Origin of the sequence: Pseudomonas delhiensis, from assembly GCF_900187975.1 — a bacterium.
GTDB lineage: Bacteria > Pseudomonadota > Gammaproteobacteria > Pseudomonadales > Pseudomonadaceae > Pseudomonas > Pseudomonas delhiensis.
In genome coordinates this window covers 101,203-122,922 of sequence record NZ_FZPC01000017.1, presented here as the reverse complement: position 1 = coordinate 122,922, position 21,720 = coordinate 101,203, and the positions used below count along the sequence as shown (strand labels likewise).

The window sequence follows — 21,720 nt, the reverse complement described above, 5'->3', positions numbered from 1 at the left end:
CTGCCCAGCCTCCCTCCTAGGGACTTAAGAACGGATGCCGTTTCTCAGCCAGGGAGAAACGGCATTTTCATATGGGTGAGGTCATGGCCTGGTTCGTGAAGCCCGATCCTGTGCCCCGATATTCCCGCGAACGGGCGTCCGGTGTTCGCGAGCAAGCTCGCTCCTACGAAGAGCCGTGCCCGCTTTTGGAAGTCGTTCCCCATGGCTCCTGGTTTGCTCACAGGAAGAAGTAGCCTGTGGATGGCCGCTTTCCCCTGGCTGCTTGTGGACCGATCCACCGGTGGAACACAACAAAACCACCGTGGAATCTGGCCTGCATGATCCTATTCACATGAATCCTGAACCCTGTGGAAAACTACCGTATAGGTCCGTAGACAACCCGGTGGCCAAACCCGTGGATATCCGCCCTGTGCATAACCCTGCTTTCCATACACAGGCGTTCAACCGGAAATGCCCCGCTTCCCGACACCTTCGGCACAGGCTTATCCTTGGCTGTAAATATCGTCGCAGAAGGGCTCGTCCCACTTATCCACAAAAAATGTCCACACCAGACATAATCACTAGCTCTAAAAAGATTTAAAAATTCCCTCTCTCTTTTTTTTTGTGAATGAAGCATTCCCCGGTGTGACACCCGAAAGGCCGATTGGCTACTTTTCATACAGGTCCCTTCAATCGGCAGGGCTTAGCCCCTATACTGTGCGGCTCTCTTTTTCTTTCCCTGATCGACAGGCACGAGGTGCGTGGTGGATTTCCCTTCCCGTTTTGACGTGATAGTGATCGGCGGTGGCCATGCCGGCACGGAGGCCGCGCTGGCGGCCGCACGCATGGGCGTGAAGACCCTGCTGCTCACCCACAATGTGGAAACCCTGGGCCAGATGAGCTGCAACCCGGCCATCGGCGGCATTGGCAAGAGCCACCTGGTCAAGGAAATCGATGCCCTGGGCGGGGCCATGGCCCACGCCACCGACAAGGGCGGCATCCAGTTCCGCGTGCTCAACAGCCGCAAGGGCCCTGCCGTGCGCGCCACCCGTGCCCAGGCCGACCGCGTGCTGTACAAGGCCGCGGTCCGCGAGATCCTGGAAAACCAGCCGAACCTGTGGATATTCCAGCAGGCCTGCGACGACCTGATCGTCGAGCAGGACCAGGTGCGCGGCGTGGTGACTCAGATGGGTCTGAAATTCCACGCCGACCAGGTGGTACTGACCGCAGGCACCTTCCTCGGCGGACTTATCCACATCGGCCTGCAGAACTACTCCGGCGGCCGCGCCGGTGACCCGCCGGCCATCGCCCTGGCCAAGCGCCTGCGCGAGCTGCCGCTGCGCGTCGGCCGGCTGAAGACCGGCACGCCGCCGCGCATCGACGGCCGCAGCGTCGATTTCTCGGTGATGACCGAACAGCCCGGCGACACCCCGATCCCGGTGATGTCCTTCCTCGGCTCGAAGGAAGAACACCCGCGCCAGGTCAGCTGCTGGATCACCCACACCAACGCACGCACCCACGAGATCATCGCCGCCAACCTCGACCGCTCGCCGATGTACTCCGGGGTCATCGAAGGCATCGGCCCGCGCTACTGCCCGTCGATCGAGGACAAGATCCACCGCTTCGCCGACAAGGACAGCCACCAGGTGTTCCTCGAGCCGGAAGGCCTGACCACCCACGAGCTGTACCCCAACGGCATCTCCACCTCGCTGCCGTTCGACGTGCAACTGGAGATCGTGCGTTCGATCCGCGGCATGGAGAACGCCCACATCGTGCGCCCGGGCTACGCCATCGAGTACGACTACTTCGATCCGCGCGACCTGAAGTACAGCCTGGAGACCAAGGTCATCGGCGGCCTGTTCTTCGCCGGCCAGATCAACGGCACCACCGGTTACGAAGAGGCCGGCGCCCAGGGCCTGCTCGCCGGCGCCAACGCCGCGCTGCGCGCCCAGGGCCGCGAGGCCTGGTGCCCGCGCCGCGACGAGGCGTACATAGGCGTGCTGGTCGATGACCTGATCACCCTGGGCACCCAGGAGCCCTACCGCATGTTCACCTCGCGCGCCGAGTACCGGCTGATCCTGCGCGAGGACAACGCCGACCTGCGCCTGACCGAGAGGGGCCGCGAGCTGGGCCTGGTGGACGACCGCCGCTGGGCGGCCTTCGAGGCCAAGCGCGAAGGCATCGAGCGCGAGGAACAGCGCCTGAAGAGCACCTGGGTGCGGCCGAACACCCCGCAGGGCGATGCCATCGCCGAACGCTTCGGCACCCCGCTGGCCCACGAGTACAACCTGCTCAACCTGCTGGCCCGCCCGGAAATCGACTACGCCAGCCTGGCCGAGGTGACCGGCGCCGGCGCCGAGGACGCGCAGGTCGCCGAGCAGGTGGAGATCCGCACCAAGTACGCCGGCTACATCGACCGCCAGCAGGAAGAGATCGCCCGCCTGCGCGCCAGCGAGGACACCCGCCTGCCTGTGGATATCGACTACACGAGCATTTCCGGACTCTCCAAGGAGATCCAGAACAAGCTCGGCCAGGCCCGCCCGGAGACCCTCGGCCAGGCCGGCCGCATCCCCGGCGTCACCCCCGCGGCCATCTCGTTGCTGCTGATCCATCTGAAGAAACGCGCCACTGGCCGCCAACTGGAGCAGAGCGCCTGATGTCCCTGGTCACCCAAGCCCACGCCGACGAACTCGTGCGTGGCGCCGCGGCGCTCGGCGTCGAACTCGACGAAGCCGGCCGCCAGGGCCTGCTCGCCTACCTCGCCCTGCTGGCGAAGTGGAACAAGGCGTACAACCTCACCGCGGTGCGCGACGTCGACGAGATGGTCTCGCGCCATCTGCTCGACAGCCTCAGCGTCGTCCCGCACTTTCTCGCCGCCGGCGGCGACAACTGGCTGGACGTCGGCAGCGGCGGCGGCATGCCCGGCATCCCGCTGGCCATCCTGTTCCCGGGCAAGCGCCTGACTCTGCTCGACAGCAACGGCAAGAAGACCCGCTTCCTCACCCAGGTGAAGCTGGAGCTGAAACTGCACAACCTGGAAGTTATCCACAGCCGGGTCGAGGCCTACCAGCCGGCCCAGGCATTCGACGGCATCGTCTCCCGGGCCTTCAGCAGCCTGGAAGACTTCTGCAACTGGACCCGCCACCTCGGCGACGGCAGTACGCGCTGGCTGGCGATGAAAGGCGTGCACCCTGCGCAGGAGCTTGCGGCACTCCCGGAGGATTTCCGGGTCGAAGCCGAGCACGCCCTCAGCGTGCCGGGTTGCCAAGGCCAGCGGCATCTGCTGATACTGCGCCGGAGCATGACGGGGACGGGGGAAAACCATGGCTAAGGTATTCGCGATCGCCAACCAGAAGGGCGGTGTCGGCAAGACCACCACCTGCATCAACCTCGCCGCCTCGCTGGTCGCCACCAAGCGCCGCGTGCTGCTGATCGACCTCGATCCACAGGGCAACGCCACCACCGGCAGCGGTGTGGATAAGTTGTCCCTGGAATACTCCATCTACGACGTGCTCACCGGCGAGGCCGACCTGGCCCAGGCCATGCAGTTCTCCGAGCATGGCGGCTACCAGATCCTGCCGGCCAACCGCGACCTCACCGCCGCGGAAGTGGTGCTGCTGGAGATGGACATGAAGGAGCACCGCCTGCGCCAGGCCCTGGCCCCGGTGCGCGAGAACTACGACTACATCCTCATCGACTGCCCGCCATCGCTGTCGATGCTCACGGTCAACGCCCTTTCCGCCGCCGACGGGGTGATCATCCCCATGCAGTGCGAGTACTACGCCCTGGAAGGCCTGACCGACCTGATGAACAGCATCCAGCGCATTGCCGAGCGCCTGAATCCGACGCTGAGCATCGAGGGCCTGCTGCGGACCATGTACGATCCGCGCATCAGCCTGACCAACGACGTCAGCGCTCAGTTGCAGGAACACTTCGGCGACAAGCTCTACACCACCGTGATCCCGCGCAACGTGCGACTGGCCGAGGCACCCAGCTTCGGCATGCCGGCGCTGGTCTACGACAAGCAATCGCGCGGGGCCATGGCCTACCTGGCGCTGGCCGGCGAACTCTCGCGCCGACAGCGCGCCGCCCGCAAAGCCGCCACCGCATGACGAACTAAGGAACCCGCATGGCCGTTAAGAAACGAGGTCTCGGACGCGGGCTGGACGCCCTGCTCAGTGGCTCCAGCGCCGCCACCCTGCAGGAAGAGGCCGTCCAGGCGGACAGCAAGGAACTGCAGCACCTGCCGCTGGACCTGATCCAGCGCGGCAAGTACCAGCCGCGCCGCGACATGGACCCCCAGGCTCTGGAAGAGCTGGCGCTGTCCATCAAGGCCCAGGGAGTGATGCAGCCCATCGTGGTGCGTCCCATTGGCAAGGGCCGCTACGAGATCATCGCCGGCGAGCGCCGCTGGCGCGCCACCCAGCAGGCCGGCCTGGACACCATCCCGGCGCTGGTGCGCGAGGTGCCGGACGAAGCCGCCATCGCCATGGCGCTGATCGAGAACATCCAGCGCGAGGACCTCAACCCCCTCGAGGAAGCCGTCGCGCTGCAACGCCTGCAGCAGGAGTTCCAGCTGACCCAGCAGCAGGTCGCCGACGCCGTCGGCAAGTCCCGCGTCAGCGTGGCCAACCTGCTGCGCCTGATCGCCCTGCCCGAGGAGATCAAGACGCTGCTCTCCCACGGCGACCTGGAGATGGGCCATGCCCGCGCACTGCTCGGCTTGCCCGAGGCGCGGCAGGTGGAAGGTGCGCGACATGTTGTCGCACGCGGCCTCACCGTGCGCCAGACCGAGGCACTGGTACGCCACTGGCTCAACGCCCCCAGCGAACCTGCCAGGGTGGTCAAGTCCGACCCCGACATCAGCCGCCTGGAACAGCGCCTGGCCGAGCGCCTGGGCGCTCCGGTGCAGATTCGCCACGGCCAGAAGGGCAAGGGGCAACTGGTGATCCGCTACAACTCGCTGGACGAGTTGCAAGGGGTTCTCGCCCACATTCGCTAAGACCATCGTCTGTGTAGCGATAGTCGGAAATCACTACCCGGCTGTTGAATGGGTATGCCCGGCCCCCTATACTCTGCGCGCAATTTTGTCGGCACAAAGTATGCCAAGTTGTTGATTTGCGAAGCCGACGCCAGAGGACTTTGAGACAGATGGAACCCAGCAAGCCGAACCGCCTGCCCTTCCATCGCCAACCGGCCTTGCGCCTGTTGCTCGTCCAACTGGCCGTGGTGCTTCTGGGGGCTGGCGTCCTGTTTTTCACCCGGGGCGTGGTGGCCGGCTATTCTGGTCTGCTCGGCGGGCTGATCGCCTGGCTGCCGAACGTTTATTTCGCATACAAGGCGTTCCGCTACAGCGGGGCGCGCTCGGCTCAGATGATCGTCCGCTCCTTCTATGCGGGCGAGGCCGGGAAGCTGGTTTTGACGGCAGTGCTCTTCGCACTGGCGTTCGCAGGCGTGAAGCCGCTGGAGCCCCTGGCTCTGTTCGGCCTCTACCTGCTGACCCTGATGGTCAGCTGGTGCGCACCCCTGCTGATGGGACACACATTTACAAGACCTTAGAGCGATTGAGGCAAACATGGCAGCAGAAAGCGCTTCGGGTTACATCCAGCACCACTTGCAGAACCTGACCTTCGGTCGTCTGCCGGAAGGTGGCTGGGGGTTCGCCCACACAGCCGAACAAGCCAAGGAAATGGGCTTCTGGGCATTCCACGTCGACACCCTGGGCTGGTCGGTATTCCTCGGCCTGGTGTTCATCCTGATCTTCCGCATGGCGGCCAAGAAGGCCACCAGCGGCATCCCGGGTGGCCTGCAGAACTTCGTCGAAGTGATGGTGGAGTTCGTCGACGGCAGCGTGAAGGACACCTTCCACGGGCGTAACCCGCTGATCGCGCCGCTGGCGCTGACGGTGTTCGTGTGGATCTTCCTGATGAACCTGATCGACCTGGTGCCGGTGGACTTCCTGCCGCTGGCCGCCGCGAAGATCGCCGGCAACGACCACCTGTTCTTCCGCGCCGTGGCCACCACCGACCCGAACGCCACCTTCGGCATGTCGATCGCGGTGTTCGCCCTGATCATCTTCTACAGCATCAAGGTCAAGGGCATCGGCGGCTTCCTCGGCGAGCTGACCCTGCACCCGTTCCACAGCAGCAACATGCTGGTGCAGATCATCCTGATCCCGGTGAACTTCCTGCTGGAGTTCGTCACCCTGATCGCCAAGCCGGTTTCCCTGGCCCTGCGTCTGTTCGGCAACATGTACGCCGGCGAGCTGATCTTCATCCTCATCGCCGTCATGTTCGGCTCCGGCATCCTCTGGCTGGGCGGCATGGGCGTGGTGCTGAACTGGGCGTGGGCGGTGTTCCACATCCTGATCATCACCCTGCAGGCCTTCATCTTCATGATGCTGACCATCGTCTACCTGTCGATGGCCCACGAAGACAGCCACTGATCCAAAGATTCTGACCGCTCCCCGCCACGTCGGCGGGGGCGGAAGGGAAGTTTCACCACCTTAACTTGCTTCAAAACTTAACCAACACGACAGAAAGTCGGGAGGAAAAATGGAAACTGTAGTTGGACTCACTGCTATCGCCGTTGCTCTGCTGATCGGTCTGGGTGCCCTGGGTACCGCCATCGGTTTCGGCCTGCTGGGCGGTAAATTCCTGGAAGGCGCTGCTCGCCAGCCGGAAATGGTTCCGATGCTGCAGGTGAAAATGTTCATCGTCGCCGGTCTGCTCGACGCCGTGACCATGATCGGTGTTGGTATCGCCCTGTTCTTCACCTTCGCTAACCCGTTCATTGCTCAGGTAGCCCAGTAATTTCCGGATTCCGGAAATTCGTGACTGACAACGAACGAGCGAGGTGTTGGCGTGAACATTAATGCAACTCTGATCGGCCAGGCCATTGCGTTCGCCATCTTCGTCATCTTCTGCATGAAGTTCGTATGGCCTCCGGTCATCGCGGCTCTGCACGAGCGTCAGAAGAAGATCGCTGACGGTCTGGACGCAGCCAACCGTGCTGCTCGTGACCTGGAACTGGCCCACGAGAAAGCGGGCCAGCAACTGCGCGAGGCCAAGGCTCAGGCGGCCGAAATCATCGAGCAGGCGAAGAAAAGCGCCAATCAGATCGTTGATGAAGCCCGTGAGCAGGCCCGTGCCGAAGGCGATCGCATGATCGCCCAGGCCAAGGCCCAGATCGAACAGGAACTGAACAGCGTCAAGGATGCCCTGCGTGCCCAAGTGGGCGCCCTGGCCGTGTCCGGCGCCGAGAAGATCCTGGGTGCTTCGATCGATGCCAACGCGCAAAAGCAGCTGGTTGACCAACTGGCCGCCGAGATCTAAGCGAGGGCGATATGGCAGAACTGACCACGTTGGCTCGTCCTTACGCGAAGGCGGCTTTCGAGTACGCCCAGGCTCATCAGCAATTGGCCGATTGGTCCGCTGCTCTGGGTGTGCTGGCTGCAGTGTCGCAGGACGACACCGTGCGCCAGCTGCTCAAAGAGCCTCAGCTGACCGCAGCGGCCAAGGCCGATGCCCTGATCGACGTCTGTGGCGATAAGCTCAATGCTCCGGCCCAGAACTTCGTGCGGACCGTGGCTGAAAACAAGCGGCTGGACCTGCTGCCGACCATCGCTGAGATGTACGAGCAGCTCAAGGCCGAGCAGGAAAAGCTGGTCGAGGTAGAAGTCGTGAGCGCCTTCGCCCTGGACCAACAACAGCAGGACAAACTCGCCAAGGCTCTCAGCGCCCGGCTCAGTCGCGAAGTGCGACTCCATGCGTCGGAAGACGCGAGCCTGATCGGCGGCGTGGTGATCCGCGCCGGTGACTTGGTAATCGATGGCTCGGTGCGCGGCAAGATCGCGAAACTGGCTGAAGCGTTGAAATCTTGAGTTTGAAGGGGCAGCGGCATGCAGCAACTCAATCCTTCCGAAATTAGTGAAATCATCAAGGGGCGCATCGAGAAGCTCGATGTCGCCTCGCAAGCGCGCAACGAAGGCACCATCGTCTCCGTATCCGATGGCATCGTGCGCATCTTCGGTCTGGCCGACGTCATGTACGGCGAGATGATCGAATTCCCGGGCGGCGTCTACGGTATGGCGCTGAACCTGGAGCAGGACTCCGTCGGCGCCGTGGTGCTGGGTGAGTACCAGGACCTCAAGGAAGGCATGAACGCCAAGTGCACCGGCCGCATCCTGGAAGTTCCGGTCGGTCCGGAACTGCTGGGCCGCGTGGTCGACGCGCTGGGCAACCCGATCGATGGCAAGGGCCCGATCGATGCCAAGCTGACCGACGCCGTCGAGAAAGTGGCACCGGGCGTGATCTGGCGTAAGTCGGTGGACCAGCCGGTGCAGACCGGCTACAAGTCGGTCGACGCCATGATCCCGGTAGGCCGTGGCCAGCGCGAGCTGATCATCGGCGACCGTCAGATCGGCAAGACCGCCCTGGCCGTCGACGCCATCATCAACCAGAAGGACAGCGGCATCCGCTGCGTCTACGTGGCCATCGGTCAGAAGCAATCGACCATCGCCAACGTCGTACGCAAGCTGGAAGAGAACGGCGCCCTGGCCAACACCATCGTGGTCGTTGCCAGCGCCTCCGAATCCGCTGCCCTGCAGTACCTGGCGCCGTACTCCGGCTGCACCATGGGCGAGTACTTCCGCGACCGCGGCGAAGACGCCCTGATCGTGTACGACGACCTGTCCAAGCAGGCCGTTGCCTACCGCCAGATCTCCCTGCTGCTGCGCCGTCCGCCGGGCCGCGAAGCCTACCCGGGCGACGTGTTCTATCTCCACAGCCGCCTGCTGGAGCGCGCTTCCCGCGTTTCCGAGGAATACGTCGAGAAGTTCACCAATGGTGCCGTGACTGGCAAGACCGGTTCCCTGACCGCCCTGCCGATCATCGAAACCCAGGCTGGCGACGTTTCCGCGTTCGTTCCGACCAACGTGATCTCCATCACCGACGGTCAGATCTTCCTGGAAACCTCCATGTTCAACTCGGGTATCCGTCCGGCCGTCAACGCCGGTATCTCGGTATCCCGTGTGGGTGGTGCGGCCCAGACCAAGATCATCAAGAAGCTCTCCGGCGGTATCCGTACCGCTCTGGCGCAGTACCGCGAGCTCGCGGCCTTCGCCCAGTTCGCTTCCGACCTGGATGACGCCACCCGCAAGCAGCTCGAGCACGGTCAGCGCGTTACCGAGCTGATGAAGCAGAAGCAGTATGCGCCGATGTCCATCGCCGAGATGTCGCTGTCCCTGTACGCCGCCGAGCGTGGCTTCCTGCAGGACGTCGAGATCGCCAAGGTGGGCGCCTTCGAACAGGCGTTGATCGCTTACTTCCAGCGCGAGCATGCCGCTCTGCTGGCGAAGATCAACGAGAAGGGTGACTTCAACGACGAAATCGACGCGGGCATCAAGGCCGGCATCGAGAAGTTCAAGGCCACCCAAACCTGGTAAGCCGCAGCGGGGGCCGGTAATGGCCCCCGCCTGCTAACCCGATAGGTGTGAAATGGCAGGCGCAAAAGAGATTCGCAGCAAGATTGCGAGCATCAAAAGCACGCAGAAAATCACCAATGCCATGGAAAAGGTGGCGGTGAGCAAGATGCGCAAGGCACAAATGCGCATGGCGGCCGGCCGTCCCTACGCGGAGCGCATTCGCCAGGTGATCGGCCATCTGGCCAACGCCAACCCGGAGTACCGTCACCCGTTCATGATCGAGCGCCCCGTCAAGCGCGTCGGTTACATCGTGGTGAGCTCCGATCGCGGCCTGGCCGGCGGCCTGAACATCAACCTGTTCAAGGCGCTCGTCAAGGACATGTCCGCCCAGCGTGAAGCCGGCGCGGAGATCGACCTGTGCGTGATCGGTGCCAAGGGCGCATCCTTCTTCAAGAACTATGGCGGCAACGTGGTCGCTGCCATCAGTCACCTGGGCGAAGAGCCGTCGATCAACGATCTGATCGGCAGCGTCAAGGTCATGCTGGATGCCTACCTGGACGGGCGTATCGATCGCCTGTACGTGGTTTCCAACAAGTTCGTCAACACCATGACCCAGAAGCCGACCGTGGAACAGATGGTTCCGCTGGTGGCCGAGGACAACGAAGCCCTGAAACACCACTGGGACTACCTCTACGAGCCCGACGCCAAGGCCCTGCTCGACGGCCTGCTGGTGCGCTACGTGGAATCCCAGGTGTACCAGGCGGTGGTTGAGAACAACGCCTGTGAGCAGGCGGCCCGGATGATTGCAATGAAGAACGCTACCGACAACGCCGGTGACCTGATCAGCGAACTGCAGCTGGTCTACAACAAGGCGCGTCAGGCGGCGATCACCCAGGAAATCTCGGAAATCGTCGGCGGCGCTGCCGCGGTGTAAGAACAGGTTCAAAATTCAGAGGAACCAGACATGAGTAGCGGACGTATCGTTCAAATCATCGGCGCCGTGATCGACGTGGAATTCCCGCGCGATGCCGTGCCGAGCATCTACGAGGCCCTGAAGGTTCAGGGCGTCGACACCACTCTGGAAGTCCAGCAGCAGCTGGGCGACGGCGTGGTCCGTTCCATTGCGATGGGTTCCACCGAAGGCCTCAAGCGTGGCCTGAACGTGGAAAGCACCGGCGCAGCCATCTCCGTCCCGGTCGGCAAGGCCACCCTGGGCCGCATCATGGACGTGCTGGGCAACCCGATCGACGAAGCCGGCCCCATCGGCGAGGAAGAGCGCTGGGGCATCCACCGCGAGGCTCCCTCCTACGCTGACCAGGCTGGCGGCAACGAGCTGCTGGAAACCGGCATCAAGGTGATCGACCTGGTCTGCCCGTTCGCCAAGGGCGGCAAGGTAGGCCTGTTCGGTGGCGCCGGCGTCGGCAAGACCGTGAACATGATGGAGCTGATCCGCAACATCGCCATCGAGCACAGCGGTTACTCCGTGTTCGCCGGCGTGGGCGAGCGTACCCGTGAGGGCAACGACTTCTACCACGAGATGAAGGACTCCAACGTTCTCGACAAGGTAGCCCTGGTCTACGGCCAGATGAACGAGCCGCCGGGCAACCGTCTGCGCGTGGCGCTGACCGGCCTGACCATGGCCGAGAAGTTCCGTGACGAAGGCCGTGACGTACTGCTGTTCATCGACAACATCTACCGTTACACCCTCGCCGGTACCGAAGTATCCGCACTGCTGGGCCGTATGCCGTCCGCAGTGGGTTACCAGCCGACCCTGGCCGAAGAGATGGGCGTGCTGCAAGAGCGCATCACCTCCACCAAGCAAGGCTCGATCACCTCGATCCAGGCCGTCTACGTTCCCGCGGACGACCTGACCGACCCGAGCCCGGCGACCACCTTCGCCCACCTCGACGCCACCGTGGTACTGTCCCGTGACATCGCCTCGCTGGGTATCTACCCGGCCGTGGACCCGCTGGACTCCACCTCCCGTCAGCTGGACCCGCTGGTCATCGGCCAGGATCACTACGACACCGCTCGTGGCGTGCAGTACATCCTGCAGCGCTACAAGGAGCTGAAGGACATCATCGCGATCCTCGGCATGGACGAACTGTCCGAGTCCGACAAGCTGCTGGTGGCCCGTGCTCGTAAGATCCAGCGCTTCCTGTCCCAGCCGTTCTTCGTGGCGGAAGTCTTCACCGGTTCCCCGGGCAAGTACGTTTCCCTGAAGGACACCATCGCTGGCTTCAAAGGCATCCTCAACGGCGACTACGACCACCTGCCGGAGCAGGCGTTCTACATGGTCGGCGGCATCGAAGAAGCCATCGAGAAAGCGAAGAAGCTGTAATCCGTGCGCCCGGCAACGGGCGCTTACGTGAGGCAAGGGTATGGCTATTACTGTCCACTGCGACATCGTCAGCGCCGAAGCGGAGATCTTCTCCGGTCTGGTCGAGCTGGTCGTCGCGCACGGCTCCCTCGGCGATCTGGGTATCGCCCCGGGCCATGCGCCGCTGATCACCGAGCTCAAGCCGGGTCCGATCCGCGTGGTCAAGCAGGGTGGCGAGCAGGAGGTGTACTACATCTCCGGCGGCTTCCTCGAAGTACAGCCGAACATGGTGAAGGTCCTGGCCGACACCGTGATCCGTGCGGGCGACCTCGACGAAGCGGCCGCTCAGACCGCGCTGAAGGAAGCTGAGAAGGCTCTGCACGCCAAAGGTGCCGAGTTCGACTACAGCTCCGCCGCAGCCCGCCTGGCCGAAGCCGCAGCGCAACTGCGCACGGTCCAGCAGGTTCGCAAGAAGTTCGGCGGCTGAGCCGGCTCGCAACGGCCGCGGCCCTCGGGATCGGCGACGAATCCGGGGCCGAGGCTTTAGCGGCCTAGGGGAAAAGGGTAGCCTTGGCTACCCTTTTTCTTTTTCTACATCCAGCGTTACCAGGACGGTCCAACTTCATGTCCCTCGAAATCGTCATCCTCGCCGCCGGCCAGGGCACGCGCATGCGTTCGGCCCTGCCGAAAGTCCTCCATCCGGTCGCCGGCAAACCCATGCTGGCCCACGTGATCGATACCGCGCGGGGCCTGGCGCCCAAGCGTATCCACGTGGTGATCGGCCACGGCGCCGAACGGGTGCGCGAGCGCCTGCAGGCCGATGACCTGAATTTCGTGGTCCAGGAACAACAGCTGGGCACCGGCCACGCCGTGGCCCAGGCCGCGCCCTACCTGAGCGCCGAGCGCGTGCTGATCCTCTACGGCGACGTGCCGCTGATCGAGCGGCCGACCCTCGAGCGCCTGCTGCAGCAGGCCAGCGCCGAGCAGTTGGCGCTGCTCACCGTGGAGCTGAACGACCCCACCGGCTATGGCCGGATCATCCGCGGCCAGGACGGCGAGGTGAAGGCCATCGTCGAGCAGAAGGACGCAAGCCTCGAGCAGCGCGCCATCCGCGAGGGCAACACCGGCATCCTCTGCGTACCGCGCCAGCGCCTGGAGGGCTGGCTGGGCCGGCTGTCCAACGCCAACGCCCAGGGCGAGTACTACCTCACCGACGTCATCGCCATGGCGGTGGCCGACGGCCTGCGCGTGGCCACCGCGCAACCCCAGGCGGCCATGGAAGTGCAGGGCGCCAACGACCGCCTGCAGCTGGCCGAGCTGGAGCGCTACTACCAGCTGCGCATCGCCCGCCGCCTGATGGCCCAGGGCGTGACACTGCTGGACCCGGCGCGCTTCGACGTGCGCGGCGAGGTCAACGTCGGCCGCGACGTGCTCATCGACGTCAACGTGGTGCTGGAAGGCCGCGTGGACATCGAGGACGACGTGCAGATCGGCCCGAACTGCACCATCCGCAACAGCGTCCTGCGCCGCGGCGCCATCATCAAGGCCAACAGCCACCTGGAAGGCGCCGACGTGGGCCCCGGCAGCGACGTCGGCCCGTTCGCCCGCCTGCGCCCCGGCAGCGTGCTGGAGAGCCAGGTGCATGTGGGTAACTTCGTCGAGCTGAAGAACGCCCACCTGCACGAAGGCGTGAAGGTCGGCCACCTGACCTACCTGGGCGACAGCGAGGTCGGCGCGCGCACCAACATCGGCGCCGGCACCATCACCTGCAACTACGACGGCGCCAACAAGTGGCGCACGGTGATCGGCGAAGACGTCTTCATCGGCTCCAACAACTCCCTGGTGGCGCCTGTGGATATCGGTGCCGGCGCCACGACCGGCGCGGGTTCCACCATCACCGCCGAGGTCCCGGCGCAGACCCTCGCGGTCGGCCGCGCCAAGCAGCGGGTGATCGAGGGCTGGAAGCGTCCGGAGAAGATCAAGAAGTCCTGACGGCCTGTGGATAAGCCTTCGTCCACAGCGCACGGACGCCTGCCGCGAAGTTATGCACAGGCGCCCGCGGCCGCAGCGTCCCCGGCGGAACGATCCACAGGGACGGCTTTTCACCCGGCGCCCGGGCGCCGGTTCCTGCCCCTGGAGTTATCCACATGCTCGGCGTCGCCATCCTGATCTTCCTGATCACCGACCCCTTCGGCAACATCGCGGTGTTCCTCGCCGCCCTCAAGTCGGTACCGGCCGAACGCCGGCTCAAGGTGGCGCTGCGCGAGCTGCTGTTCGCCCTCGGCCTGCTGCTGCTGTTCCTCACCCTGGGCGAGCACATCCTCACCGGCCTGGGGCTGTCGAAGGAAGCCACCGGCATCGCCGGCGGCATCATCCTCTTCGTGGTCGCCATGCGCCTGATCTTCCCCACGCCCCAGGGCGTGCTCGGCGACATGCCCGACAGCGAGCCGCTGCTGGTGCCCCTGGCCACCCCGGCGGTGGCGGGCCCTTCGGCGCTGGCCATGCTGATCACCCTGCGCACCACCTACACTGGTCCGCTATGGGAGCTGTACCTGGCGGTGATCCTGGCCTGGGCCGCCACCGCGCTGATCCTGCTGCAGGCCTCGTTCCTGCAGCGCTTCCTCGGCCCGCGCGGGCTCACCGCCGTGGAGCGCCTGGCCGGCATGCTGCTGATCATGCTCAGCGTCAACATGCTGCTGCAGAACCTGCGCAGCGTGCTGCACATCGTCGGATGACCGTGGAGCCACCATGCGCCACCTGTGCCTGATGTTCGCCACCCTGCTGCTGGCCGCCTGCGCCGGCCGGGGCGGCCTGGAGATCGACCGCGAGCACCCCTCGCGCAACCAGGACAGCCGTGTCCAGTACATCATCATCCACTACACCTCGGCGGACCTGCCGCGCTCGCTGCAGCTGCTCACCCGCGGCGAGGTCAGCGCCCACTACCTGATCGGCGCCGACCCGCCGACCATCTACCAGCTGGTGGACGAGAACCGCCGCGCCTGGCACGCCGGGCAGAGCGAGTGGCAGGGCCGCACCTGGCTGAACTCCACCTCGATCGGCATCGAGCTGGTCAACCCCGGCTACGTCGACGGCCCCAACGGCCGCACCTGGGTACCTTATCCACAGGGGCAGATCGACGCGCTCATCCTGCTGCTGAAAGACATCGTCAAGCGCCAGGGCATCACCGCCGAGCACATCCTCGGGCACAGCGACATCGCCCCCCAGCGCAAGGTCGACCCGGGCCCGGCCTTCCCCTGGAAGCGCCTGGCCGACGCCGGCCTGATCCCCTGGCCGCAGCCGGGCGACCTGGCGCGCCGCCTGGCCGAGCTGAACGGCCAACTGCCAGCGCCCGGCTGGTTCCAGCAGCAACTGGCGCGGCATGGCTACGCGGTGCCGCTCGACGGCCAGCTGGACGAGGCGACGCGCAACGTCATCGCCGCCTTCCAGATGCGCTACCGGCCGGCGCGCTTCGACGGCGAGCCGGACCTGGAGACCGCCGCGCTGCTGCTGGCGGTGCCCACCTCCATGGCCGCGCCGGCCGCTCAGACCGGCAGCAGCATGTAGATGCGCGTGCCCTGGCCGGGCTGCGAGCGCACGCCGATGCGCCCGCCGTGCAGCTGCACGATCTCCTTGCACAGGGCCAGGCCGAGGCCGGCGCCGCCGGCGCGCCGGCCGACCTGCACGAAGGGCTCGAAGATGCGCGCCTGCTGGCTGTAGGCGATGCCCTCGCCGGAGTCCTCCACCGCCAGCATCACCCGTTGGCCCTGGCGCTGGGCGAGCAACTGCACGCTGCCGCCCCGCGGGGTATGGCGCAGGGCGTTGCCGATCAGGTTGTCCAGTACCCGCTCCAGGCGCAACCGGTCGACATCCAGCACCGGCAGCTCGTCCTCCATCACTATCCCCAGGCCGATGTCGTGGGCCTGGGCGCGGGCGAGAAAGCGCTGGCGCGCCTGCTCCAGCAGTTCGCCGACCGCGCAGGGGCGGCGGTCGAGCTTCTGCTGGCCGTCCTGGTAGCGGGAGAAGTTCAGCAGGTCGTCGATCAGCCGCACCAGGCGCTGCATTTCCTCGTCCACGGTATCGGCCAGCTCGCGTTCGCGGCTGCCCTCGGCCAGCGCCAGGCGTTCGCGCAGCAGGGCGAAGGCCATGTGCAGGCCGGTGACCGGGGTGCGCAGCTCGTGGGAAGCGCGCAGGACGAATTCGCTGCGTACCCGCTCGAAGGCGCGCAACTCGGTGACGTCGCGCAGCACCAGCACCGCGCCCATGTTGCGCCCGTCGTCGTGGGCGACCGGGGCCAGGGTCCAGGCCAGCAGGCGGTTCTCGCCGCTGATCTCGACCTGCAGGTCCCGGGGCGTGTCGCCCATCGACTCGCCCTGCAGCACCAGGCCGGTGGCCTGCAGCAGCTCCTGGTTGTCGATCAGCTCGCCGAGCAGTTGGCCGTGGGGGTCGCTCCGGGAGAACAGCTGGCGGCTGGCCACCGGGTTGGCGTGCTCGATGCGGCTGCGCCGGTCGAGGATCACCAGGCCGTCGTCGATGCTGTCGAGCACCGCCTGCAGGCGCTTCTGCCCGGCCAGTACCGCCTCGATGTTGGTCGCCTTGTACTCGGCCAGGGCCTGGGCCATGAGGCCGAAACGCCGGCTCAGCGAGGCCATCTCGGCCTCCCGCGAGACCGGCAGGCTGACCTCGAAGTCACCCTTGCCGATGCGGTCGGCAGCCTGCGCCAGGGCCTCGATGGGGGCGCCGAAACGGCGGGCGATGCCGTGGGCGGTGACGAAGCCGATGACCAGGATGGCCACCCCCACCAGCCCCAGCAGGCTGGCGATCAGCCAGGCGTGCAGGCGCGAGCTGCGCTCCGCGTCGCTGATGGTCTGGATGGCATGGCTGTGCAGCGCCAGCAGGTACTGGTGCAGGGCGGTGAAGGAGCGGCTGAAGTCGCTTTCCACCACCAGGCTCCAGCGGCTGCTGCCGGAGGAACTGACCTGCCCCTGGAACTCCTGGTTGGCCTGGTCGATGCGCTCGTAGAGGGTGCGTTCCACCCCGTTGGCGGCGTTCGCCCGGCCTTCGGCGAGGTAGCGGTCGAACTGCCCGCGCAGCAGCACCAGGCGCTGCGCGTCGGGGCTGTCGCTGAGCAACTGGGCCAACTGGTCGTCCAGGGACTGGCGCAACTGCTGGCTGCTGGCGATGGTGGCGAAGTTGTGCGAGATCAGCCGCTCCTGCTCGCGGCCCATCAGCATCACGCTGAACACCCCCAGCAGCAGGCCGATCAGGGCCAGGGTGATCAGCGCCGAGATGCTCAGGAACATCCGCGAGCGCAGCGTCAGCGCGCGTTTCACAGGTTGTACTGCTTGCGCTTGCGGTACAGGGTGGAGGCGTCGATGCCGAGGATCTTCGCCGCCTGGTCGAGGGTCGGGGCGCTGGCCATCACCGAGGCGATGTGGGCCTTCTCCAGCGCCTCCAGGCTCAGCGCCTCGCCGACCCGCGGCACGGCGGCGCCGGCCTGCTCGCCGAGCCCCAGGTGCCCGGGCTCCACCAGTTCCTGGTTGCAGATGATGCTGGCCCGCTCGATCACGTTGCGCAGCTCGCGCACGTTGCCCGGCCAGGGGTACTGCCGCAGCAGCTCGGCCGAGGCCGGGCTGAAGCCACGGGCCGGGCGCCCGTAGTCCTTGACGAAGCGGGCGAGGAAGCGCTCGGCCAGGCCCTGGATGTCCTCGGCGCGTTCGCGCAGCGGCGGCAGGTTGAGGACGATGACGTTGAGGCGGTAGAGCAGGTCCTCGCGGAACGCCCCCTGGGCCACCATGCCGGCCAGGTCGCGGTTGGTGGCGGCGAGGATGCGCACGTCGGCGCGGCGCGTCACCGGGTCGCCGACGCGCTCGTATTCCTTGTCCTGGATGAAGCGCAGCAGCTTGGCCTGCAGGGGCAGGGGGAAGTCGCCGATCTCGTCGAGGAACAGGGTGCCGCCGTCGGCCTGGCTGATCCGCCCCTGGGTGCTCTCGCTGGCGCCGGTGAAGGCCCCGCGGTTGTGGCCGAACAGCTCGCTTTCCATCAGCTCGGCGTTGAGCGAGGGGCAGTTGATGGTCACGCAGGCCTTCCTCGCGCGCTTGCTCCAGCCGTGGATGGCGCGCGCCAGCTCGCCCTTGCCGGAGCCGGATTCGCCGAGGATGAGGATGTTGGCGTCGGTGGCGGCCACCTGGCGCGCGGTCTCCAGTACCGCGGTCATCGCCGGGCTGTGGGACTCCAGTTGCTCGGCCTGGCTGGCCTGGGCGCCTTCGAGGGCTTCCAGGCGCGCGGTGAGCTGGCGTACCTCCAGTTGCTTGGCCGCGGCCAGGCGCAGCTGCTCGGGGCTGCAGGGCTTGACCAGGTAGTCGGCGGCGCCGGCCTGCATGGCGTCCACCGCGGTATCCACGGCGGAATGCGCGGTGACGATCACCACACGCATCCAGGGCGCCTGCAGGCGCATCTGGGCGAGCAGGTCGAGGCCGTTGTCCTCGCCCAGGCGCAGGTCGAGGAAGCACAGGTCGAAGACCTGGCGTTGCAGCAGGGCTTCGGCCTGGGCGGCGCTGGCCGCGGTGGCCACGCTGTAGCCCTGGTCCTCCAGGCAATAGCGGAAGGTGCGCAGGATGGCGGGTTCGTCGTCGACCAGCAGTATTCGGCCAAGCGTCTCCGGAGTGGGGTCCATTCGCGATGCCTCGTAGTGGGAAATTCCTTATGCGTCTTTTAGTCCAGGAAATTTCTTGCAAGTTGCAATGAAAATTAGATGCCTCTCTCAAGAATGTAGGACCTGAGCGAAGGAAAGCGGGTGGGAGGGGCGGCGAACTGCCGTTTTCCGTGCAAAACGCATGGCCGGAACGGGCCCGTCGTGCAGGATGCGCGCTGCCCGTTGCCATTCGTTTTCTACAACTGTCTGTTTTTCAAGGAATTACCTCCGACCCTCGACCTGGCACGGGGCATGCGAGACATCCGGCGGGAGGCCCGGTGCACCCGCACCGGCCGATCACCAGTCCTTCGGGAGGAGCACGACGATGAACGCTGATGGAGCCAAGGGGGATTCGCTGGGACGGCTGCTGTTGCTGGCCGTCGCCGTGGTCGTACTGCTGGACCGTTGGTATCCGGTCGCTCCGCAGCCTTCCGCCGTGCCGGTGCAGGAACCTGTGTCCAGCGCTTTCCTCAGGCAGCCGTCCAGGCTGCAGGACGAACGAATGGCCATCACGGAAGAGGCCGCCAGCGCCACGCTGGTCCGCCAGACCTCGCGTGCGAGCTGGGTGTTCTGAGGCGCCAGCACCGCCTTTCGCCATAAAGAGGAGACATTCCATGCTGAGCTGGGCTCTGACTTTCCTGATCATCGCCATCATCGCCGGGGTCCTCGGCTTCGGTGGCATCGCCGGCGCCGCGACCAGTATCGCCAAGATTCTCTTCGTGCTGTTCCTGGTGCTCTTCGTCATTTCCTTCTTCGTCGGGCGGCGCCGTGGCTGAGCCGCGCCCGCTGCGTCGGCTCCTGCTCGCGCTGCCGCTGCTGGCAGCCGGGCAGGGGTGGGCGGCCGACAACGACGCCATCTACCGCCTCAACGAGCTGCTGGACAGCGACCCGCAGTACCGCGAGACCTGGCAGGACCTGGTGAAGAAGGAAGAACGGCTGCCCGACTGGGTGATGAACCTGGACGGCACCGCCACCCCCATGCAGGTAGAGGAGGAGGACGGCGACAAATACCTGGTGGGCGAACTGTGCAAGGCCCACGACTGCGCGGCCAACCGCCTCTACGTGGCCTTCAGCTGGGACAAGAAGGACGCCTACGCGCTCTACGTGCAGGTGCCGGCCAACCTGCCGCCGGACAAGTCGCCCAGCCGCCACGCCAGCTTCCGCTGGCTGGGCGAGCCGGACGCCGGCTTGCAGCAGCTGCTCGACGAGCAGCTCAAGGCCGATCCGAACTGGTACTGAACCCGCGTCCGCGTGGCGCATGACCAGGGGGCCGGGATGCTGGGGGGAGTGGTGAGCCCGCAGCGACCCAGGGGTACAGGGGGTACCTCCGACGAGGGCCAGGTCAGGTGTGAGGTTGGGAGGGGGAGCTTCGATGGCTTCTGTGGAGCTTGAAGAGCCCCTCTCCCCAGCCCTCGGCTGCGCGTCCCGCCCTGAAGGGAGAGGGTTAGGGAGAGGGTGTTCTGCTCTTGAGCCAAGCCCGAGAACCCCGGCCAAGCACCTCCAACTTCCCTGATATCGATCAACCCCGACCCACCCCCACCCTCCCGTAAAATGCCCCTGCCGCGCCGTTCCCCGGACGACCATCCATCGCGAACTACAGGCCCCCGCGCCTGCGTCACGGCAGCGCACCCGCGGCAGGGAAAGCGAATGCCTCCCCGAGCCTCGCTTTCCACCCGAGGGGTTCGAAAAAAGCGGCCATCACGGCTTTCAGCCTCTATCCCATGCAAAAAAGCAATGGCCCAGGGGCCTGGAACACCCGTTCCATTTGCCTTTTGTCATGCCGATTGCGCATGGGGTAGCCGTTTCCGGCATTAGACGCGCAGGAGGGGCGTGGGAATCATGCGCCCTTTTTTCGCCGCCCCGGCCAACCCGGCGGTGGGCGGACCCCGACTTCCACAAGAACCAAGGGTGAACACACTATGGGCAAAGCCAAGCTCAGCCTCGCCTGGCAGATCGTCATCGGTCTGGTACTGGGCATCGCCATGGGTGCCGTGCTGAACCACTTCAGCGCGGAGAAGGCCTGGTGGATCAGCAACATCCTGCAGCCGGCGGGCGACATCTTCATCCGCCTGATCAAGATGATCGTGGTACCGATCGTCATCTCCTCGCTGATCGTCGGCATCGCCGGCATGGGCGACGCCAAGAAGCTCGGGCGCATCGGCCTGAAGACCATCGTCTACTTCGAGATCATCACCACGGTGGCCATCGTCGTCGGCCTGGTGCTGGCCAACCTGTTCCAGCCCGGCGCCGGCATCGACATGAGCACCCTGGGCACGGTGGACATCTCCAGGTACGCGCAGACCGCCAAGGAAGTGGAACACCACCACGCCTTCATCGAGACCCTCCTCAACCTGATCCCGTCGAACATCTTCGCCGCCATGGCCCGCGGCGAGATGCTGCCGATCATCTTCTTCTCGGTGATGTTCGGCCTGGGCCTGTCCTCGTTGCCGGCGCCCACCCGCGAGCCGCTGGTGAAGATGTTCCAGGGCGTGGCCGAGGCCATGTTCCGCGTCACCCACATGATCATGCTGTACGCGCCGGTCGGCGTGTTCGCGCTGATCGCCGTGACCGTGGCCAGCTTCGGCTTCGCCTCGCTGCTGCCGCTGGCCAAGCTGGTGCTGCTGGTGTACTTCGCCATCGCCTTCTTCGCCTTCATGGTGCTGGGCCTGGTGGCGCGGCTGTTCGGCTTCTCGATCATCAGGCTGATGCGCATCTTCAAGGACGAACTGGTGCTGGCCTATTCCACCGCCAGCTCCGAGACCGTGCTGCCGCGCATCATCGAGAAGATGGAAGCCTACGGCGCGCCCAAGGCGGTTAGCAGCTTCGTGGTGCCCACCGGCTACTCCTTCAACCTCGACGGCTCGACCCTCTACCAGAGCATCGCCGCGATCTTCATCGCCCAGCTCTACGGCATCGACCTGTCCATCGGCCAGCAACTGATGCTGGTGCTGACGCTGATGGTCACCTCCAAGGGCATCGCCGGTGTGCCGGGCGTGTCCTTCGTGGTCCTGCTGGCCACCCTGGGCAGCGTCGGCATCCCCCTGGAAGGCCTGGCCTTCATCGCCGGCGTCGACCGCATCATGGACATGGCGCGCACCGCGCTGAACGTCATCGGCAACGCCCTGGCGGTGCTGGTGATCTCCAGGTGGGAAGGCATCTACGACGGCAAGCAGGGCGCGCTCTACTGGCAGGCGGTGGAACAGGGCCGTGGCGAGGAGCTGCTGAGCGACGCCCGGCAAAGCGCCGCGCATTGATCCAGGCTGGACGGCGGATAACGCTTCGCGTTATTCGCCCTACACCCAGCCC

The 21,720-nt window shown here is 65.5% G+C and carries 22 protein-coding genes; 20 read left to right on the top strand and 2 right to left on the bottom strand.

Translation table 11 applies throughout. The features are described from left to right. Positions 1–743 precede the first annotated feature (743 nt). The 16 genes from mnmG (at position 744) to CHC02_RS16550 (ending at position 15,287) form a co-directional block, all read left to right on the top strand. Positions 744–2,636, top strand: a complete 1,893-nt coding sequence (gene mnmG, locus CHC02_RS16625; RefSeq protein ID WP_089392561.1) for a tRNA uridine-5-carboxymethylaminomethyl(34) synthesis enzyme MnmG — start codon at positions 744–746, stop codon at positions 2,634–2,636. Next, entirely contained in the window at positions 2,636–3,310 is a 675-nt protein-coding gene (rsmG, locus tag CHC02_RS16620; RefSeq protein ID WP_089392560.1) for a 16S rRNA (guanine(527)-N(7))-methyltransferase RsmG, read from the top strand. The genes mnmG and rsmG overlap by 1 nt, the downstream gene beginning before the upstream one ends. Continuing rightward, positions 3,303–4,091: a ParA family protein gene (locus tag CHC02_RS16615; protein WP_074980755.1), complete on the top strand. Its 789-nt coding sequence runs from the start codon at positions 3,303–3,305 to the stop codon at positions 4,089–4,091. The genes rsmG and CHC02_RS16615 overlap by 8 nt, the downstream gene beginning before the upstream one ends. 17 nt (positions 4,092–4,108) lie before the next feature. Continuing rightward, entirely contained in the window at positions 4,109–4,981 is an 873-nt protein-coding gene (locus tag CHC02_RS16610; RefSeq protein ID WP_089392559.1) for a ParB/RepB/Spo0J family partition protein, read from the top strand. 149 nt (positions 4,982–5,130) lie between these two features. Continuing rightward, a complete protein-coding gene (locus CHC02_RS16605; RefSeq protein WP_089392558.1) occupies positions 5,131–5,538 on the top strand; it encodes a F0F1 ATP synthase subunit I in 408 nt (135 codons plus the stop codon). A gap of 16 nt (positions 5,539–5,554) precedes the next feature. Next, positions 5,555–6,424, top strand: a complete 870-nt coding sequence (gene atpB, locus CHC02_RS16600) for a F0F1 ATP synthase subunit A (protein ID WP_089392557.1) — start codon at positions 5,555–5,557, stop codon at positions 6,422–6,424. Positions 6,425–6,533: 109 nt separating this feature from the next. Beyond that, the gene (atpE, locus tag CHC02_RS16595) at positions 6,534–6,791 is read left to right on the top strand and encodes a F0F1 ATP synthase subunit C (RefSeq protein WP_003457994.1); all 258 of its coding nucleotides are present in this window, start codon (positions 6,534–6,536) and stop codon (positions 6,789–6,791) included. Between the two features lie 51 nt (positions 6,792–6,842). Next, entirely contained in the window at positions 6,843–7,313 is a 471-nt protein-coding gene (locus CHC02_RS16590; protein WP_009614410.1) for a F0F1 ATP synthase subunit B, read from the top strand. Positions 7,314–7,324: 11 nt separating this feature from the next. Beyond that, entirely contained in the window at positions 7,325–7,861 is a 537-nt protein-coding gene (locus CHC02_RS16585; RefSeq protein WP_089392556.1) for a F0F1 ATP synthase subunit delta, read from the top strand. Between the two features lie 18 nt (positions 7,862–7,879). Further along, positions 7,880–9,424: a F0F1 ATP synthase subunit alpha gene (gene atpA, locus CHC02_RS16580; protein ID WP_043270154.1), complete on the top strand. Its 1,545-nt coding sequence runs from the start codon at positions 7,880–7,882 to the stop codon at positions 9,422–9,424. Between the two features lie 52 nt (positions 9,425–9,476). Further along, positions 9,477–10,337, top strand: coding sequence for a F0F1 ATP synthase subunit gamma (gene atpG, locus CHC02_RS16575; RefSeq protein ID WP_089392555.1), 861 nt, complete (start codon positions 9,477–9,479; stop codon positions 10,335–10,337). 30 nt (positions 10,338–10,367) lie between these two features. Then, positions 10,368–11,744 (top strand): F0F1 ATP synthase subunit beta, encoded by a 1,377-nt coding sequence (atpD, locus tag CHC02_RS16570; protein WP_009614399.1) that lies wholly within the window; start codon positions 10,368–10,370, stop codon positions 11,742–11,744. A 40-nt stretch (positions 11,745–11,784) separates the two neighbouring features. Further along, a complete protein-coding gene (locus tag CHC02_RS16565) occupies positions 11,785–12,210 on the top strand; it encodes a F0F1 ATP synthase subunit epsilon (RefSeq protein WP_089392554.1) in 426 nt (141 codons plus the stop codon). 137 nt (positions 12,211–12,347) lie between these two features. Further along, a complete protein-coding gene (gene glmU, locus CHC02_RS16560) occupies positions 12,348–13,715 on the top strand; it encodes a bifunctional UDP-N-acetylglucosamine diphosphorylase/glucosamine-1-phosphate N-acetyltransferase GlmU (RefSeq protein WP_089392553.1) in 1,368 nt (455 codons plus the stop codon). A gap of 149 nt (positions 13,716–13,864) precedes the next feature. Continuing rightward, a complete protein-coding gene (locus tag CHC02_RS16555) occupies positions 13,865–14,458 on the top strand; it encodes a MarC family protein (RefSeq protein ID WP_089392552.1) in 594 nt (197 codons plus the stop codon). A 13-nt stretch (positions 14,459–14,471) separates the two neighbouring features. Next, complete coding sequence (locus CHC02_RS16550; protein ID WP_089392551.1) at positions 14,472–15,287, top strand: N-acetylmuramoyl-L-alanine amidase; 816 nt, start codon at positions 14,472–14,474, stop codon at positions 15,285–15,287. Here CHC02_RS16550 and CHC02_RS16545 read toward each other — a convergent pair. Both CHC02_RS16545 and algB read right to left on the bottom strand, forming a co-directional pair. Beyond that, positions 15,266–17,053: an ATP-binding protein gene (locus CHC02_RS16545; protein WP_089392550.1), complete on the bottom strand. Its 1,788-nt coding sequence runs from the start codon at positions 17,051–17,053 to the stop codon at positions 15,266–15,268. The genes CHC02_RS16550 and CHC02_RS16545 overlap by 22 nt on opposite strands. After that, positions 17,050–18,396 (bottom strand): sigma-54-dependent response regulator transcription factor AlgB, encoded by a 1,347-nt coding sequence (gene algB, locus CHC02_RS16540; RefSeq protein ID WP_089392549.1) that lies wholly within the window; start codon positions 18,394–18,396, stop codon positions 17,050–17,052. Before algB ends, CHC02_RS16545 begins: the two co-directional genes overlap by 4 nt. A gap of 343 nt (positions 18,397–18,739) precedes the next feature. Here algB and CHC02_RS16535 point away from each other — a divergent pair, with 343 nt between their 5' ends. The 4 genes from CHC02_RS16535 (at position 18,740) to gltP (ending at position 21,668) form a co-directional block, all read left to right on the top strand. After that, complete coding sequence (locus CHC02_RS16535) at positions 18,740–18,988, top strand: hypothetical protein (protein ID WP_089392548.1); 249 nt, start codon at positions 18,740–18,742, stop codon at positions 18,986–18,988. A gap of 40 nt (positions 18,989–19,028) precedes the next feature. Then, positions 19,029–19,190: a DUF1328 domain-containing protein gene (locus CHC02_RS16530; protein ID WP_009614390.1), complete on the top strand. Its 162-nt coding sequence runs from the start codon at positions 19,029–19,031 to the stop codon at positions 19,188–19,190. After that, positions 19,183–19,653: an inhibitor of vertebrate lysozyme family protein gene (locus CHC02_RS16525; protein WP_089392547.1), complete on the top strand. Its 471-nt coding sequence runs from the start codon at positions 19,183–19,185 to the stop codon at positions 19,651–19,653. The genes CHC02_RS16530 and CHC02_RS16525 overlap by 8 nt, the downstream gene beginning before the upstream one ends. A 680-nt stretch (positions 19,654–20,333) precedes the next feature. Next, positions 20,334–21,668 carry a glutamate/aspartate:proton symporter GltP gene (gltP, locus tag CHC02_RS16520; protein WP_089392546.1) on the top strand — a complete coding sequence of 445 codons (1,335 nt, stop codon included), beginning with the start codon at positions 20,334–20,336 and terminating at the stop codon, positions 21,666–21,668. Positions 21,669–21,720: the final 52 nt, after the last annotated feature.

Excerpts from the sequence above, each read along its gene's own strand:
- glmU (WP_089392553.1), top strand. The coding sequence starts at position 12,348 with ATGTCCCTCGAAATCGTCATCCTCGCCGCCGGCCAGGGCACGCGCATG.
- atpB (WP_089392557.1), top strand. The coding sequence starts at position 5,555 with ATGGCAGCAGAAAGCGCTTCGGGTTACATCCAGCACCACTTGCAGAAC.
- CHC02_RS16530 (WP_009614390.1), top strand. The coding sequence starts at position 19,029 with ATGCTGAGCTGGGCTCTGACTTTCCTGATCATCGCCATCATCGCCGGG.
- gltP (WP_089392546.1), top strand. The coding sequence starts at position 20,334 with ATGGGCAAAGCCAAGCTCAGCCTCGCCTGGCAGATCGTCATCGGTCTG.
- CHC02_RS16610 (WP_089392559.1), top strand. The coding sequence starts at position 4,109 with ATGGCCGTTAAGAAACGAGGTCTCGGACGCGGGCTGGACGCCCTGCTC.
- algB (WP_089392549.1), bottom strand. The coding sequence starts at position 18,396 with ATGGACCCCACTCCGGAGACGCTTGGCCGAATACTGCTGGTCGACGAC.
- CHC02_RS16585 (WP_089392556.1), top strand. The coding sequence starts at position 7,325 with ATGGCAGAACTGACCACGTTGGCTCGTCCTTACGCGAAGGCGGCTTTC.
- CHC02_RS16615 (WP_074980755.1), top strand. The coding sequence starts at position 3,303 with ATGGCTAAGGTATTCGCGATCGCCAACCAGAAGGGCGGTGTCGGCAAG.
- atpD (WP_009614399.1), top strand. The coding sequence starts at position 10,368 with ATGAGTAGCGGACGTATCGTTCAAATCATCGGCGCCGTGATCGACGTG.
- CHC02_RS16565 (WP_089392554.1), top strand. The coding sequence starts at position 11,785 with ATGGCTATTACTGTCCACTGCGACATCGTCAGCGCCGAAGCGGAGATC.
- CHC02_RS16550 (WP_089392551.1), top strand. The coding sequence starts at position 14,472 with ATGCGCCACCTGTGCCTGATGTTCGCCACCCTGCTGCTGGCCGCCTGC.
- rsmG (WP_089392560.1), top strand. The coding sequence starts at position 2,636 with ATGTCCCTGGTCACCCAAGCCCACGCCGACGAACTCGTGCGTGGCGCC.
- atpE (WP_003457994.1), top strand. The coding sequence starts at position 6,534 with ATGGAAACTGTAGTTGGACTCACTGCTATCGCCGTTGCTCTGCTGATC.
- CHC02_RS16605 (WP_089392558.1), top strand. The coding sequence starts at position 5,131 with ATGGAACCCAGCAAGCCGAACCGCCTGCCCTTCCATCGCCAACCGGCC.
- atpG (WP_089392555.1), top strand. The coding sequence starts at position 9,477 with ATGGCAGGCGCAAAAGAGATTCGCAGCAAGATTGCGAGCATCAAAAGC.
- CHC02_RS16535 (WP_089392548.1), top strand. The coding sequence starts at position 18,740 with ATGAACGCTGATGGAGCCAAGGGGGATTCGCTGGGACGGCTGCTGTTG.
- atpA (WP_043270154.1), top strand. The coding sequence starts at position 7,880 with ATGCAGCAACTCAATCCTTCCGAAATTAGTGAAATCATCAAGGGGCGC.